Origin of the sequence: Methylosinus sp. sav-2 (genome assembly GCF_004366495.1) — a bacterium.
Taxonomy (GTDB): domain Bacteria; phylum Pseudomonadota; class Alphaproteobacteria; order Rhizobiales; family Beijerinckiaceae; genus Methylosinus.
In genome coordinates this window covers 38,697-52,895 of record NZ_SOEJ01000014.1, presented here as the reverse complement: position 1 = coordinate 52,895, position 14,199 = coordinate 38,697, and the positions used below count along the sequence as shown (strand labels likewise).

General features: G+C 66.0%; 14 protein-coding genes. 6 read left to right on the top strand and 8 right to left on the bottom strand.

Annotation, left to right across the window (positions count from 1 at the left end; genetic code table 11):
• Positions 1 to 149 precede the first annotated feature (149 nt).
• From EDE12_RS18010 to EDE12_RS18000, 3 genes are read right to left on the bottom strand one after another with little or no spacing between them, the layout of a single operon-like run.
• Complete coding sequence (locus tag EDE12_RS18010) at positions 150 to 449, bottom strand: type II toxin-antitoxin system RelE/ParE family toxin (protein ID WP_026599333.1); 300 nt, start codon at positions 447 to 449, stop codon at positions 150 to 152.
• Positions 446 to 709 carry a type II toxin-antitoxin system ParD family antitoxin gene (locus EDE12_RS18005; protein ID WP_024880940.1) on the bottom strand — a complete coding sequence of 88 codons (264 nt, stop codon included), beginning with the start codon at positions 707 to 709 and terminating at the stop codon, positions 446 to 448. The genes EDE12_RS18010 and EDE12_RS18005 overlap by 4 nt, the downstream gene beginning before the upstream one ends.
• 56 nt (positions 710 to 765) lie before the next feature.
• Entirely contained in the window at positions 766 to 1,743 is a 978-nt protein-coding gene (locus tag EDE12_RS18000) for a polysaccharide deacetylase (protein ID WP_026599334.1), read from the bottom strand.
• Between EDE12_RS18000 and EDE12_RS17995 the strand changes: the two genes are divergently transcribed.
• Together EDE12_RS17995 and EDE12_RS17990 are read left to right on the top strand one after the other, a co-directional pair.
• Complete coding sequence (locus EDE12_RS17995) at positions 1,742 to 2,206, top strand: GNAT family N-acetyltransferase (RefSeq protein WP_026599335.1); 465 nt, start codon at positions 1,742 to 1,744, stop codon at positions 2,204 to 2,206. The two genes, EDE12_RS18000 and EDE12_RS17995, sit on opposite strands and share 2 nt — an antisense overlap.
• On the top strand, positions 2,203 to 3,195 hold the full coding sequence (locus EDE12_RS17990; RefSeq protein WP_024880943.1) for a zinc-dependent alcohol dehydrogenase family protein: 993 nt from the start codon (positions 2,203 to 2,205) through the stop codon (positions 3,193 to 3,195). Before EDE12_RS17995 ends, EDE12_RS17990 begins: the two co-directional genes overlap by 4 nt.
• Positions 3,196 to 3,198: 3 nt before the next feature.
• Here the strand turns inward: EDE12_RS17990 and EDE12_RS17985 are convergent, their stop codons facing one another.
• Together EDE12_RS17985 and mgtA are read right to left on the bottom strand one after the other, a co-directional pair.
• On the bottom strand, positions 3,199 to 4,743 hold the full coding sequence (locus EDE12_RS17985) for an AAA family ATPase (RefSeq protein ID WP_026599336.1): 1,545 nt from the start codon (positions 4,741 to 4,743) through the stop codon (positions 3,199 to 3,201).
• A gap of 235 nt (positions 4,744 to 4,978) precedes the next feature.
• The gene (gene mgtA, locus EDE12_RS17980; RefSeq protein WP_245275805.1) at positions 4,979 to 7,588 is read right to left on the bottom strand and encodes a magnesium-translocating P-type ATPase; all 2,610 of its coding nucleotides are present in this window, start codon (positions 7,586 to 7,588) and stop codon (positions 4,979 to 4,981) included.
• 203 nt (positions 7,589 to 7,791) lie between these two features.
• On the opposite strand from mgtA, the gene EDE12_RS17975 reads away from it, so the two are divergent.
• Positions 7,792 to 9,063, top strand: coding sequence for an O-antigen ligase family protein (locus EDE12_RS17975; RefSeq protein ID WP_245275806.1), 1,272 nt, complete (start codon positions 7,792 to 7,794; stop codon positions 9,061 to 9,063).
• Between the two features lie 67 nt (positions 9,064 to 9,130).
• Here EDE12_RS17975 and EDE12_RS17970 read toward each other — a convergent pair whose 3' ends face one another.
• Together EDE12_RS17970 and EDE12_RS17965 are read right to left on the bottom strand one after the other, a co-directional pair.
• Positions 9,131 to 10,810, bottom strand: a complete 1,680-nt coding sequence (locus tag EDE12_RS17970) for an outer membrane beta-barrel protein (protein ID WP_134188207.1) — start codon at positions 10,808 to 10,810, stop codon at positions 9,131 to 9,133.
• Positions 10,811 to 10,913: 103 nt separating this feature from the next.
• Positions 10,914 to 11,174, bottom strand: a complete 261-nt coding sequence (locus tag EDE12_RS17965) for a DUF2312 domain-containing protein (protein ID WP_024880948.1) — start codon at positions 11,172 to 11,174, stop codon at positions 10,914 to 10,916.
• A 259-nt stretch (positions 11,175 to 11,433) separates the two neighbouring features.
• Here EDE12_RS17965 and EDE12_RS17960 point away from each other — a divergent pair, with 259 nt between their 5' ends.
• The 3 genes from EDE12_RS17960 (at position 11,434) to EDE12_RS17950 (ending at position 13,305) form a co-directional block, all read left to right on the top strand.
• The gene (locus tag EDE12_RS17960; protein WP_024880949.1) at positions 11,434 to 11,895 is read left to right on the top strand and encodes an RDD family protein; all 462 of its coding nucleotides are present in this window, start codon (positions 11,434 to 11,436) and stop codon (positions 11,893 to 11,895) included.
• Positions 11,896 to 12,038: 143 nt separating this feature from the next.
• The gene (locus EDE12_RS17955; RefSeq protein WP_024880950.1) at positions 12,039 to 12,770 is read left to right on the top strand and encodes an arginyltransferase; all 732 of its coding nucleotides are present in this window, start codon (positions 12,039 to 12,041) and stop codon (positions 12,768 to 12,770) included.
• A gap of 142 nt (positions 12,771 to 12,912) precedes the next feature.
• The gene (locus tag EDE12_RS17950) at positions 12,913 to 13,305 is read left to right on the top strand and encodes a hypothetical protein (protein WP_024880951.1); all 393 of its coding nucleotides are present in this window, start codon (positions 12,913 to 12,915) and stop codon (positions 13,303 to 13,305) included.
• A gap of 146 nt (positions 13,306 to 13,451) precedes the next feature.
• Here the strand turns inward: EDE12_RS17950 and EDE12_RS17945 are convergent, their stop codons facing one another.
• Complete coding sequence (locus EDE12_RS17945) at positions 13,452 to 13,832, bottom strand: AprI/Inh family metalloprotease inhibitor (protein WP_026599341.1); 381 nt, start codon at positions 13,830 to 13,832, stop codon at positions 13,452 to 13,454.
• Positions 13,833 to 14,199: the final 367 nt, after the last annotated feature.

Sequence of the window (14,199 nt, the reverse complement as noted above, 5' to 3'; positions counted from 1 at the left end):
TGTTCCTTTCGATTTGCCAATTTCTTTTCGAAAGGTCGGCGGGCGCGGCCGCGCGCTCGCGCTCACGGCTGTGGCGCGACGACGGGCGAGAGATAAGAGGCGGCCGAACCCTTGTCAATGTAAGGGGAAGCTTACCCGAGAGGACGAGATCAGCGCTTTGGAAACAGCAGCGGCTCATAGTCCCTGGCGCCCCAGAGGACATGCAGGACAACCACCGCCTCGTCCAAGACTTGATAGAAAATCAAATAATTGCCGTGGACCAGTCGGCGAATGCCGCTCGCTTCTCGACCTGCGAGCAGAGGATAGGCCAGAGGCGTCGCCGGCAATGCGCGGCAGCGCGCTTCGAGCTCTTCGACGAAGGTGAACGCCCGCGAGGGGCTGTCATGCGCGATAAAATCGCCGATCTGGAGAAGATCGGCGCGCGCCTCGGCCGAGAAGACGAGCTTCATTCCTGGCGAGGACCCGCTCGGCCGCCATAGCGCGAGCGAAGCTCGGCGAACACCTCGTCGGCGGGACGCGTGCGACCGGCTCGAGCGTCGGCGAGGCCGCGCTGCAACGCGGCGTCCAGCTTCGCCATTCGGTCTTCGCGCTCTTGGAGCAGCCGGACTCCTTCGCGGATCACCTCGCTCTTGGAGCGATAGCGGCCGCTCGACACCAGAAGGTCGATCGCGCTCTCCAGGTCCCGCTCGAGCGAAAGGTTGCTAGGCATCGCATGTCTCCTTGCCGACGATTATGACAAAGCGTGAGAGGCTTTGCAAAACGCGCTCACTCCGGCGCCTCCTCGATCCGCCGGAACGGCTGCGGCAGCCGGCCCTGCTCCAACAGTCTCGAGAACAGCCGCAGCCCGGCCGGCTCATTGCCATTGGGATGCACCAGCACGATGGAGCCGTCCCGCGGCGGCGGCGACAGCACCAGCCAGGCGTCCGCGCCGAGCGCGATCAGATGGCGGCGGCGCAGCTCCTCCATCAGCCGCGCGTCGGCGACGAGGCCGGGGAAGCGGAAAAACGCCGAGGGCGTCGCGCCGCGCTCGATCAGCAGCCGCTCCACCCGGAAAATCTCGGCGTCGAGATCGAGGCCCGGCCGCAGCAGATAATTCTGTCCATCCGCGAGGCGGGGAACATAAGGGTGGCTGTAGGAATGGCCGACCCAGTCGATTCGCAGCGTCCCGCTCGCCGCCTCGGCCATCAGCCAGTCGAAATCCGCCCCATGGCGCTCGATCCAGAGCCCCGACACGGACAGCGCGACCGGCGCGCCGGGGGCGAGCTCGGCCAGGCGGCGTAGAAAGTCACGGTCGAGCGGCCGCCGGCTCGGGCAGAGATCGCCGGTGAGAAAAGAGCCCGCCCCCGCCCCATGGCCGAGCCCGGCGCTGATCGACAGGCTGCGGCCGGCGGCGGCGAGGCGCGGCTCGTCGGGATCGCCCGTCCGCGGCCGCAAGGCGCGCAAAAAGCGCGTGTCCTTCTGCTCCGCCTCGGTCGTCTCCCGGCAGCGCCAAACGCTCTCCACCTCAAGACTCGTCTCCAGCGTCGCCGGATCGACCGTCAGCGCGACCGCCTCGCCGTCGAGCCGCATGCGGCGAATGGCGAGGCGCTTCTCGCCCGCCGGCCCATGGCATTCGAGAAAGACAGGCCGATAATCCGCGAGACGGCGCGCCGTCTCGCGCGCCTCGGCGCGCGGCGCGATTGCGGCGAGAGCGGCGAGCGCCCAGAATAAAAGCGCCGCGTTCCTTCGCGGGGGATGGCCCATGACCGACAAAACTCCTCTCCAAAACAATTCGGCCGCCGCGGAGACGCTTTCCGTCGTCTTCCACGATCTCGCCCGCGAGAGCCCGGCCGTCGCGGCGGCGCTCGGCGGCGAGATCGCCGCGAGCTTCCGCCCCCGCGACGAGGCGCCCTTCTCCATCGTCGCCCATGACGAGAAGGGCGCGCTGATCGGCGGGCTCAACGGCGTCTCGCACTGGCGCTGGCTCTATATAAGGCACTTATGGGTCGCGCCGGAGCGTCGCGGCATAGGTCTCGGGACCGCCCTGCTGCGCCGCGCGGAGGCGGAAGCCCGTGCGCGCGCCTGCCTCGGCCTCTATATCGACAGCTTCGATCCGCGCGCGGCGGCGCTCTATGAGCGCTTCGGCTTCACCCGCTTCGGCGAGATCGCCGATTTTCCGCCCGGCCATAGCCGCATGTTCTTCTCCAAGAGGATCGCCGGCGCATGACGGAAACAACCGCCATGGTCCTGCGGCGGCCGGGAACGCCGCTGGAAGCCGAGCGCCGCCCCCTGCCCCGCCCCGGCCCCGGCGAATTGCTGCTCGAGGTCGAGGCCTGCGGCGTCTGCCGCACCGATCTCCATGTCGTCGACGGCGAGCTCGAGCATCCGAAACTGCCGATCGTTCCTGGCCATGAGATCGTCGGCCGCGTGGCGGCGATCGGCGCCGGCGTCACGGGCTTCGCTGTTGGAGAGCGAGTCGGCGTCCCCTGGCTCGGCCGCACTTGCGGCTGCTGCCCCTATTGCTCCAGCGGCCGCGAGAATCTCTGCGACGATCCGCTCTTCACCGGCTACACGCGCGACGGCGGCTACGCCACGCATACGGTCGCCGACGCTTCCTATTGCTTCCCGATGCCGTCCGATGGCGATGCGGCGGCTCTGGCGCCGCTGCTCTGCGCCGGGCTCATCGGCTGGCGCTCGCTGAAGATGACCGGCGACGCGCGCGATATCGGCATTTACGGCTTCGGCGCCGCGGCGCATATCGTCGCGCAAGTCGCGATCGCGCAGGGGCGGCGCATCTTCGCCTTCGTGCGCCCCGGCGATGTGGCGGCGCGCGATTTCGCGCTCTCGCTCGGCGCCGTCTGGGCCGGCGGCTCCGACGACACGCCGCCGGAAAAGCTCGACGCCGCGATCATCTTCGCGCCCGTCGGCGCGCTGGTTCCGCGCGCGCTCGCAGCGGTGCGCAAAGGCGGAATCGTCGTCTGCGGCGGCATTCACATGAGCGACATTCCCGCTTTTCCCTATTCGCTGCTGTGGGAGGAGCGCCGGCTGGTCTCCGTCGCCAATCTCACGCGCGAGGACGCGCGCGAATTTCTGGCGCTCGCGCCGCAGATTGGAATCGACACGCATGTCGTGCGCTATCCGCTGACTGCGGCCAATGAAGCGCTCGCGGATTTGCGCGAGGGGCGTCTGCAAGGCGCGGCGGTGCTGATTCCGTGAGGCCTACTCCTTCTCCTGCAAAGCGGGAGAGGGCTGCAGAGAGGGCTGTCGCGCGGCGATCTCCTGCGCGATCACACCCACCTCGTGCGTAGCATCGACTCGCGTCCATCGCATCTCGCCGAGATCATAATTGCGCTGCCGCGCCGCTATCTCCTGCGTCGCATCCGACACATCGCCCTGCCGCGCGCCGACGCGGGACACGCGAAGCGGCCCATCCGCCTCGAGCCAAAAGCCCGCGAAAGGAACGCCCACGCGCTTCGCCGCCTCCTCGAGCGCATCGCGCTCGCTCTCGCGCGCATAAACGGCGTCGACGATGACGCACCAGCCGAAAGAGGCGACGCGCGACGCCTCATTCTGCATCGCCTCATAGACCTGCGCGGAAACGGCCGCTGTATAAGCCTCCTGCGGCAGCGGCGATGTGGGCGCGACGCCGAACAGCTTTTTTCGCAATCGATCGCTGTTGAGCGTTCGCGCGCCGGGCGCGGCGCCGACGAGCGGAGCCAGCGCCGCCGCGACGCTGGACTTGCCCGAGCCGCTGAGCCCGCCGATCGCGACGATGCGCGGCGTCGCGGGACGTAGCAGCGCGCGCGAGAGATCGAAATAATCGCGCGTCTCCTCGTTCAGGGCAGCATGATCGGCGTCCGCGTCGAGAGCGCGCGCGGCGGCGACATCGGCGCGGATCGCGGCGCGCAGAGCCATGAAGAAGGGCAGCAGCGGCAGCCCCTCCGCCTCGTCGCGATGATCGAGATAACGATTGAGCGCGAAAGCCGCGAGCGCATCCAGCCCGCGCCGGCGTAGATCCATCAGCAGAAAGGCGAGATCGTAGAGGACATCGATCGTCGCCAGCGCGTCGGAAAATTCGATGCAATCGAAAGGCGTCGGCTCGCCGTCGACGAGGCAGATGTTGCGCAAAGTGAGATCGCCGTGACAGCGGCGCACCTTACCCATATCGCGCCTGCGATCGAGCAGCGCGCCATGCGTTTGCGCCGCCGCGCGCAGCTCATCGGCGAGCGCGCGCCGTTCCTGCGCCGAGACGACAGGCGATTTGGCGAGCGAGCACGCCTCGCCGAGATCGAGCAGCGAGGCCATGACCGCCGCGCCGCCGCGCCCCTCGATCACTTCCGCGCCATCGTGAAATTGCGCGATGCGCTCGGCGAGACGCTCGACGAGCGGCGCAGAGAGACGGCCGGCGACGGCGAGATTGTCGAGGAGGTTCGCCTCCTCGAAGCGCCGCATCTCGACGACGGCGTCGACGAGCGCGCCGTCGCCGTCGAAACACAGCGCGCCATCGCCCCCGCGCGTGATGCGGCGCACGGCGAGATAGAGCTGCGGCGCCGTGCGGCGGTTGAGCGCGTATTCGCGCTCGCACATCGCCGAGCGAATCTGCGGCGTATGAAAATCGAGATAGGGGAAGACGACGTCGCGCTTGAGCTTATAGACGCGCTCCTTCGTCAGCACGACGATCGAGATGTGCGTTACGATCGTCCGCGCGTCCTCGCCCTGCGCCATGAGAAAGCGGACGGTCTCTTCCTGCGCGCCGAATGTCATGATCCGAGGGCTCCCGAAATCTCGCAGAACGCGCGCCCCTTCTCCCACTTGTGGGAGAAGGTGGCCCTCGCGTCAGCGAGGGTCGGATGAGGGCTCACGACCGCATTCGGATTACTCGTCATTTTCGCTGTCATTCGCAGCGAGCCCTCATCCGACCCGACTACGTCGGGCCGCCTTCTCCCGCGAGCGGGAGAAGGAGTCGCGCACCGAGATTTCGCAAATGACTTCGCGCTCATCACATTCCCCATTTCTTCACGAACCAGCTCTTCACCAAATGCGCCAGCACCGAATAGCAGATCAGGAATGAGAAAATCGCCGGCCAATAGAGCGGCGGCAGCGGCGTGAAGCCGAAGACGCCGGCGATCGGCGAAAAGGGAAGCGCCGCGCCGATGAGGCAGACGACGAGCGTCGTCAGCAGCAGCGCATTGCTCGCGCGGCTCTCGATGAAGGGAATCCGCGCTGTGCGGATGATGTGGATGATGAGCGTCTGCGTCAGCAGCGATTCGACGAACCAGCCGCTCTGGAACAGCGCCGGATCGGCCAAGGCGCCGAAGCCGTAGATCATCAGCGCGAAAGTCGCATAATCGAAGATCGAGCTGATCGGCCCGACGCAGAGCACGAATTTGGCGATATTGTCTATGTCCCAGCGGCGCGGCCGCTCGAGATATTCGGCGTCGACATTATCGGTCGGGATCGCCGTCTGCGAAAAATCATAGAGCAGATTATTGGTGAGCACCTGAATCGGCGTCATCGGCAAAAAGGGCAGGAACACGCTCGCGCCGAGCACGCTGAACATATTGCCGAAGTTCGAGCTCGCGCCCATCTTGATATATTTGTTGATGTTGGCGAACACTTTGCGGCCCTCGAGCACGCCATCGCCGAGCACGGCGAGGCTCTTCTCGAGCAAAATGATATCGGCCGTCTCCTTGGCGACGTCGACCGCCGTGTCGACGGAAATGCCGACATCGGCCGCCTTCAGCGCCGGCCCGTCATTGATGCCGTCGCCGAGATAGCCGACGACATGGCCCTTGCGATGCAACGCATCAATGACCCGCGCCTTTTGCGGCGGCGACAGCTTGGCTAAAACGCTTGCCTCCGCCGCCAGCGTCGACAAGTCTTCATCACTCATCGACTCTATCTCGGACCCGAGCGCGATGCGTCCGACCTCGAGCCCCACATCCTTGCAGATCTTGCGCGTCACAATGTCATTATCGCCGGTCAAGATCTTCACCGCGACGCCGGCTTTGGCGAGCGCCGCTATGGCCGGCGCCGCGCTCTCCTTGGGCGGATCGAGAAAAGCGATATAGCCGAGCAACGTCAGCGCGGTCTCGTCGGCGACCGAAAAGCTCGTCTGCTCCGGCGGCAGCTCCTTATAGGCGACGGCGACGACGCGGAAACCGTCGGCGTTCAGCTCCTCCGTCTCGCGCTGCGCCGCCTCGAGATGCGACGGATCGAGCGCGCCGCAGTCTTTCTCCGTCTCATAGCGCGCCGAAATGGCGAACAGCTCCTCCACCGCGCCTTTGCAGATGAGCAAATGCGGTCCGTCATCGCGGCGCACGACGACGGAAAGGCGGCGCCGCTCGAAATCGAAGGGAATTTCGTCGATCTTCTCGAATTGATGATCGGGTCGCAGCGCGGTCGCCAATTCGTGATGGTCGAGCACGGCGCGATCGAGCAAATTCTTCAAGCCCGATTGAAAATGGCTGTTGAGAAAGGCGAATTCGAGAACGCGATCCGACTCCTCGCCGAATATGTCGAGATGTCGCTTCAATATGATGCGGTCCTGCGTCAGCGTTCCGGTCTTGTCGGTGCAGAGCACATCCATCGCGCCGAAATTCTGGATGGAGTTGAGCCGCTTCACGATCACTTTCTTGCTGGCAATGGCGATCGCGCCCTTGGCGAGATTGACCGTCACGATCATCGGCAGCATTTCGGGCGTGAGGCCCACGGCGACGGAGACGGCGAAGAGCAGCGCCTCCAGCCAGTCGCCCTTGGTGACGCCATTGATGACGAACACCGCCGGCGCCATCACCGCCATGAAGAAGACCATCAGCAGAGTGAAGCGCGTCAGCCCCTTGTCGAAGCTCGTCTCGACGCGCGCGCCGGCCATTTTGTCGGCGAGCGCGCCGAGGCATGTGCGCCGTCCCGTCTCGATGACGATTGCCGTCGCATAGCCGCTGACAACATTCGCGCCCATCAGCGCGAGATTTTGCGCGGCGAAAGGATCGCTCGCCGGCGCGGCATGCGCGAATTTCTCCACCGGCATGGATTCGCCGGTCAGCGCCGATTGATTGACGAAAAGGTCCTTGGCCTCCAGCAGGCGCAGATCGGCGGGAATCATGTCGCCGGCGGAGAGGCGCACGATGTCGCCGGGCGCGAGCCGTTCGATCGGCTCCTCGACGAAATTATCCGCCGTATGCGCGCCCGGCCTTCGCACGGAAGCATGCGTGCGCACCATCGCCTGCAAGCGCGCGGCGGCCTCGTTGGAGCGATGCTCCTGGAAGAAGGCGAGGCCGACGCTCAGCACCACCATTGCGGCGATGACGACCGAAGCGCGCAGATCGCCGAGCGCGTAAGAGGCGACGGCGAGGGCGAGCAGCAGCGCGTTGAGCGGATTCTTCGCCCTGCCGGCGATCTCGCGCATCACGCTCGGGCGCCGCTCATGCGCGATGCGGTTGAGCCCGACGCGCCGCAGCCGATGCGCCGCCTCGCGCACGTTCAACCCCGCGCGCGAGCTGTGCAGGGAAACGAGAACCGCCTCGCCCTCGGCCTCCGCGGCGCGTAGCAGCGCGCCGTCGAGCTGCTTCTCATGCAGGAGGCGCGTCGCCGAAAATCGCTGGTTCATCTCTTGCAAATTCCCGATTCGGGCGGGGAGCGGAAGAAGCGAAGCTGTTTCATCGCGGGCCGGCAAGGGCGCATGATGTCGCTTCGCTATCAAGTTCAGGTCACGCTTTCTTAACCATGACGAGGCTAGCAAATTCACAAGGCGCCGTCCTCACCTCGCGCGCGTCGCGCCCCAAGGCGCGCGACATCCTGGATCGTTCCGATATGGGACAAGCGATGACCGAGGCCGCGGCGGCCGCGCCACAGCCTCGCTGGACTCTGAACTATCCGCGGCTGCTCAACGCGCTGTTCTGGATCACCGCCTTTTCCGGCTCGGTGGTGTTCATCGAGCCCTCGCCCTATGACGGGCTCATTCTGCTGACGCTCATCGTCTGGGTGCTGGGCGGCGTGCGCGTTCATCGCGCCGTTCTGCCGGGCGTCGCCCTGCTCGTGCTATGGGCGCTCGGCGGCTACATCTCGCTCATTCCCTATTGGAACGAGCCCGATCCCGTCGAGTTCATGACGCATACGCTGTTCATCTCGACGACCGGCGTCTTCTATATGCTGTTCTTCTCGGAGAACACGTCGAAGCGCTTCGATCTCTGCATGAGCGGCTATGCGGCGAGCTGCATGCTCGCGGCCGTCATCGCTGTCGGCTCCTGGGCCGGCCTGTTCGGCAATCCGTTGACGATGACGCTCGACGGCCGCGCCATGGCGCCCTTCAAGGATCCCAACGTGCTCGGCTCCTATATGGTGCCGGGCGTGCTCTATTTCGTGCAGCGCCTGCTGCTCGGCCGCTGGGCCTATTGGCCGGTGACGCTCGCCGGCCTTGCGCTCTCGGGCGCGGCGCTGTTCACCTCCTTCTCGCGCGGCTCCTGGGGCGCGGCGGTGGTGTCCATCGCGCTGATGACGATCATGTCGGTGATGACCGCCGATTCGCGCAAGATGCGCATGCGCATCGGCTTCATGGCGCTCGCCGTCGTCGGCGTGGTCGTGGTGGGCGTCGGCGCGGCGCTCACCGAGCCCTCGGTGCGCGAGTTCTTCTTCAAGCGCGCCTCGGCGACGCAGGATTATGACGAAGGCCCGACGGGCCGCTTCGGCAATCAGAAACGCTCGCTGCCCATGCTGGTAGAGCGGCCCAACGGCATGGGGCCGCTGCGCTTTCGCCTCATCTTCGGGCTGGAGCCGCACAATAGCTACATCAACGCTTTCGCCTCCAATGGCTGGCTCGGCGGCTTCGCCTTTCTCGGCCTCGTGCTGACGACGACCTTCGTCGGCTTCCGCCTGTCGCTGACGCGCTCGCCCTATCTGCGGCACGGGCAGCTCATCTGGTCGGCGATGTTCGTGTTCTTTCTGCAGGCGCTGCAGATCGACATCGACCATTGGCGCTATTTCTTCATCTATCTCGGCGCCGTCTGGGGCCTCGAGGTCGGCCGCGTGAAATGGGCCGAGCAAGAGCGCCGCGAGAGCGTTATCCGATCCAATCGGATCGGATAACGCTCTCATTTCTCTATTGGGAGCGAATTCTGATCGATCGAACGATTCCGTTCGATCGGAAAGCGCTCTACGGCTCGAAGCGAAGCCCGCCCATGATGACATTGGCGGTGAAATTGGAATTGGCTGTCGAGCTGACGAGGCGCTGCCAGAAATAGCTGCCTTTGATAGAGATGGAGCGGGTGAGCTTGTATTCGAGCTTCACGCCCGCCGTGCCGACCTGCTCGAACGTATCCGCGCCCTGGTAATTATTGGTCTGATAGCTGCCGGTGGCGGTGATGGTGAAATTGCGGAACATCGCATGCGTCACATCGAAGGTGACATTGCGCGAGAGCACGCCCGCCGCCCCTTGCAGCGTCGTCTCGGAGAGCGTCGTTCCGGCGCGCAGCGTGATCGTGGTGAGCGGCGTCGCCGTATAGATGATGGCGGCGTCGATGATCGGCCCGCGCAAGCGCGGCAGGCGCGGATCGGCATAGTCGCGCTGCGCATAGCCGCCCGAGGCCTCGCCGGTGACGAGATCGGTGATCTTGAACGTGCTGCCGGCGCGGCCGGAGACGCCGGTGCTGTCGCGCGCATAGCCATAAGGGTCGAGCCAGCTGTCATGGACGCGCTTGTCGAGCGTCGCCTCGACATAGGGCTTCATCGACGGGGTGAGCTCATAGGAGATGCGCGGATTGATGCCCGGATCATTATAGCTCGTGCTCATCAGATTGAGCGTCGAGCCGTCATTGTAATAGGCGTTCTGGAATATCCAGCGGTCGAAGGTTCCGCGCATCGTCACATCCAGCCGGCCGAAGCTCTGCGTCACGCCGGCCGCCGTGCCCAGCGAGACGATGAGCGGCCGATTGACGACCGTGACATTGGGCAGGCTGGTGACGAGGCCCGGCGCGCCCGGGCGCTGCGAATCGAGCGTGAACTTGCCCTCGAATTTCACCTTGGTGTCGCGCGCGACGTCCCAACGATAGAAGGCATCGCCGACGCCATCGGGCCGATCGGCGTTGTCGACGCTGAAATAATCCACATAGCCGAGCCGCAGATTCCCCTGAATCTCGTCGCGGCTCCATTCCGAGCGCAAGCGCAGGCCGGCGTCGACGCGGAAAAATTTCGAGCCCTGGTAGCCGGAGGTCAGGCGATTCGGGTTGGTGTCATAGCCATAGGTCGGCTCGGCATAGGGGTAGAGGCGCAGCGAGCCGACGCCGAGGCCGAGCGGCGCATAAGGATTGGCGTCGATGCGCAGCTTCGGCTTCGCCGGAATCTGCGCCGGAAGCGCGACATTGGGCGGCGGCGGCCGCTCGGCCGGCAGGTCCAGCGCGCCGCGGAAGCCGCGCATGCGCAGCTTGGCCTGGCGCTTGATCTTGGCCTTGGCCTGGACCGAGGTCTTATAGGCCTCGAGCGGCGGCAGCGGATGCGCCGGGGAGAGCGGCGGCGGCTTCAAGGGGGCCGGCGGCGGATTGGGCCTGGGCAGGCGGGCGCGCACGCGCGGCAGACCGTAGTTCGGCGCGCCGGAGGAGAGTTCCGGCGCGGCCCGGCGCTCCTGCGTCATCGGCTGTGAGACCGAGGGCGGCGCGGCGCCCAGCCCCGGAATGGAGGGGACCGTCGGCAGATCGCGCAGCGGGGTGATATCGAGCGAGGAGGGCGAGAGCGTCTGGCCGGCGGCCGGACGCGACGGGGCCACCGCCGCCGGCGCAGCCAGCGACAGGGCGATCAGCGTCGTTGCCGCGGCGCGGCTCTGAAACTTGGCGGAAGCCACTCGTTCCCTCGCGCGGACGCCCGGTCGAAGCGGGCGCGATGGAAACGAGCGTTAAGGAGTTATGGTTAACGGAGGCTTACCAGCGAAGCTCGAGACTGAGGGCTCAATCGCCCAGCGCGGCCATATAGAGCTCGAGAATCTCTTCCTCTTCCGCCCGCTTATGCTTGTCCTGGCGGCGCAGCGAGACGATCTTGCGCATGATTTTGGGATCGAAGCCGGTGCTTTTGGCCTCGCCATAGACGTCCTTGATATCGTCGGAGATGGCGCGCTTCTCCTCCTCGAGCCGCTCTATGCGCTCGATGAAGGAGCGCAAATGCCCCCCATTCACTTCGCCGGTCGGATCGATCCCGGCGCTGGCCTCCATCTCTCGGGCGGCGACCCTGTTGCTGGCCATGATCTTCTCCTAAAGGGCTCGGGGGAACTTCGGCGCTCTGGGGGGAGCCGCGCGGCGTCCAATCCAGGCGTCCATGTCCAGGACGAAGGCGAGGCATGCCAAGCCGCAGACCTCGCCGTCAAGCGCGCTCGGAAATAATCCCCGCTTTCCTCCCGTCCGAGCTTGACGCCCGCCCCCTCGTCCCCGACATCAAGCCCGCAAAACCCGCAAAAGGGGAGAGGATACGCAAATGTACGACGCCGGCGGCGACGGCCGCCTCTATCCGGTCTCGCCGGGCCTGCCGCCGCGGGAAGCGCTCGCCGGCGTGCGCACGCGCCGCATTCTCGCCCTCTGCCTCGATTTTTTTGTCGTGGCGCTGCTGTCGGCGGGTCTGTGGCTCGGATTGCTGGTGCTGAGCTTCGGCCTCTCGGCCTTTCTGCTGCCGCCGCTGTTTCCGGTGGTCGCCTTCTTCTACAACGGCCTCACCGTCTCCGGCTGGCGGCGGGCGACGCCGGGAATGCGCGCCATGGACCTCGAGGTGCGGCTCGCCGATGGCGCTCCGGCGCCCTTCCTCAACGCGGCCGTCCAGGGCGTGCTCTTTTATGTGAGCTGGCTGTTCCCGCCGCTGCTGCTCGTCACCTTCATCACCTCGGACAAGCGTTGCCTGCACGACATTCTGGCCGATGTCATCGTCTTGCGGCGGGCGGATTGAGGCCGGGACGCGAAAAATTCTTGGCGCGCCGCGGGCAAAAATTCTTGGCGCGCCGCGGGCGTCGATTCTAATATCGCGGTCTGTCCGCGCTGGAAGGCGTCGGAGCGTGCGGTATATCGAATTCGGCGACAGGACCAGACAGCGTGACGAGAGAGCCCCGCGACGCGCCGCAATTCTATCTCACCTCGCCGGCGCCGTGCCCCTATCTCCCGGGGCGCGACGAGCGCAAGGTGTTTACCCATTTGATCGGCCGGCGCGCGCCGGCGCTCAACGACACTTTGACGCAATCGGGCTTCCGCCGCTCGCAGACCATCGCCTATCGGCCGGCCTGCGAGACCTGCCGATCCTGTGTCTCGGTGCGCGTGAAGGTCGAAGAGTTCCAGCAATCCAAAGGTTTGCGCCGGGTGGCGCGGCGCAACGCGGATCTCTTCGCCGAGGCCCGCCGCCCCCATGCGGCGAGCGAGCAATATGCGCTGTTCCGCGCCTATGTGGGCGCGCGGCACAATGACGGCGGCATGGCCGATATGAGCATGGTCGACTATCAGATGATGGTCGAGGACAGCCACGTCGAGACGCGGCTGATCGAATATCGCATGCCGGCCGAGAATGGCGGACCGGGCCGGCTGGTCGCCTGCTGCCTCACCGATTATCTCGCCGACGGCCTGTCGATGGTCTATTCCTTCTACGATCCTTCGATGGACGAGCGCTCGCTCGGCGCCTTCATGATTCTCGACCATGTGGAGCGGGTGCGCCGCGCCGCGCTGCCGCATCTCTATCTCGGCTATTGGGTCGATGGTTCCCGCAAAATGGCCTATAAGGCCCGCTTCCTGCCGCAGGAGCGGCTGGGCATGGACGGCTGGAAGCGCGTCGACTGATTCGTTTTCTCGACGCTTTCCTGAAGGCCAGATGAACGAAGCGGCCATACGCCGTTCAGCTTCGCCGCATTAACCTTTGCTTCGTCATCAGGAATTTCCGGCCGGCGCTCGGCGCGGCCGAATGAAGCGAAGGAGAGCGTCCATGGGCGCGAGGATCACAAAAATCGCCGCACTCGCGGTCGCCGGCGTCGTTGCTGCGACGACCATCGGCGCCGCCACTCCGGCTCTCGCCGACGGCTGGGGCCATCACGGCGGTTGGGGCCACGGCGGAGGCTGGGGCCATGGCGGCGGCTGGGGCCGTCCCGGATACGCCGGCTATGGCTGGCGCGGCGGCCATCGCGGCTACGGCTGGGGCGCTCCGGTCGCAGCCGGCGTGCTCGGCGCTCTGGCGGTCGGCGCGATCGCGGGCGCCGCCTCGCAGCCCTATTACGGCTACAGCGGCTATGGCTATGGCGGCTGCTATCCGGCCAATCAGCCCGTCCTCGACGACTGGGGCAATGTCGTCGCCTATCGCCGCGTGCAAGTCTGCAACTGACGCGATCGAATAGAGATTCGGCGAATTAACAGAATTCGGCGCCCGGTCAGCCAGGGGCGCCGATGCCCGCCGCCGCCTCCCCGCCCCCTCTCGCGCGACGGCGAGTATAGGCCTCCCGGACTCCCCTCCGGGGGGCCTTTTTTTCGTCAGAGCCGGCGCAGCGACAGCGCCTTGCCTTCCTTGGCGTCGCGTCGCCAGAGCCCATCAGCCTCGAGGTCGAAATGCGCCTTATGGCCCTTGCGGGCGGTGAGCGCGAGGCGGCCGCGCTCCATGGACCAGCCCACCGGATCGAAGATGACCACGCCTTGGTCGCGGCAGGCCGGCGCCAGCTGGGCGCGGAAGCCGCCCGGCCCATGGGCGCGATCGTCGAGCGTCAGCATGCAGCCCGTGTCCTTGTCGCCGGCGCGAAGGATCGCATAGCGGCCGGCGACGCTGGGCGGCGCCGCTAGGGCGGGCGCGGCCTCTATGGCGGCGAACGTCAGGCCGACGAAGGCGAGAAGCTTCGCAGAACGATAAAAAAGCGACATTGAAGGCTCCAAGGAGCATTGAGAATCGAGGAAGAATATTGCCCTGCGCACGCCTCTCGACCAAGCCTCGAGGCAAAAAAAACGCACGGCGTCGTCGGAACCAGCGCGTTTTATTAAAACGCCTCCCCACTTTCTTCCGCCTCTGCTCCGCGCCGCGGCCCGCGCGCCGGTCGCGAGGCGGAGCCCGCCGAAGCGCCGGCGGTCGATCTGTCGAGGATTTTCATGCGCAGTCCCTAAAGCTCCGCCACATCCGATATTTGCAAAAGGCGCGTTAACGAATTGCTCTATCTCGGCCATTGACCCGGCCGTCGCGGCGCGACAATCGGGCCACTCCGCCGCCCGACGGTCTTGCGCTTTTGCGCCTCGC

What these genes read in the sequence shown, in the direction of transcription:
- EDE12_RS18010 (WP_026599333.1), bottom strand. Translation starts at nt 449, where the DNA reads ATGAAGCTCGTCTTCTCGGCCGAGGCGCGCGCCGATCTTCTCCAGATC.
- EDE12_RS18005 (WP_024880940.1), bottom strand. Translation starts at nt 709, where the DNA reads ATGCCTAGCAACCTTTCGCTCGAGCGGGACCTGGAGAGCGCGATCGAC.
- EDE12_RS17995 (WP_026599335.1), top strand. Translation starts at nt 1,742, where the DNA reads ATGACCGACAAAACTCCTCTCCAAAACAATTCGGCCGCCGCGGAGACG.
- EDE12_RS18000 (WP_026599334.1), bottom strand. Translation starts at nt 1,743, where the DNA reads ATGGGCCATCCCCCGCGAAGGAACGCGGCGCTTTTATTCTGGGCGCTC.
- EDE12_RS17990 (WP_024880943.1), top strand. Translation starts at nt 2,203, where the DNA reads ATGACGGAAACAACCGCCATGGTCCTGCGGCGGCCGGGAACGCCGCTG.
- EDE12_RS17985 (WP_026599336.1), bottom strand. Translation starts at nt 4,743, where the DNA reads ATGACATTCGGCGCGCAGGAAGAGACCGTCCGCTTTCTCATGGCGCAG.
- mgtA (WP_245275805.1), bottom strand. Translation starts at nt 7,588, where the DNA reads ATGAACCAGCGATTTTCGGCGACGCGCCTCCTGCATGAGAAGCAGCTC.
- EDE12_RS17975 (WP_245275806.1), top strand. Translation starts at nt 7,792, where the DNA reads ATGGGACAAGCGATGACCGAGGCCGCGGCGGCCGCGCCACAGCCTCGC.
- EDE12_RS17965 (WP_024880948.1), bottom strand. Translation starts at nt 11,174, where the DNA reads ATGGAGGCCAGCGCCGGGATCGATCCGACCGGCGAAGTGAATGGGGGG.
- EDE12_RS17960 (WP_024880949.1), top strand. Translation starts at nt 11,434, where the DNA reads ATGTACGACGCCGGCGGCGACGGCCGCCTCTATCCGGTCTCGCCGGGC.
- EDE12_RS17950 (WP_024880951.1), top strand. Translation starts at nt 12,913, where the DNA reads ATGGGCGCGAGGATCACAAAAATCGCCGCACTCGCGGTCGCCGGCGTC.
- EDE12_RS17945 (WP_026599341.1), bottom strand. Translation starts at nt 13,832, where the DNA reads ATGTCGCTTTTTTATCGTTCTGCGAAGCTTCTCGCCTTCGTCGGCCTG.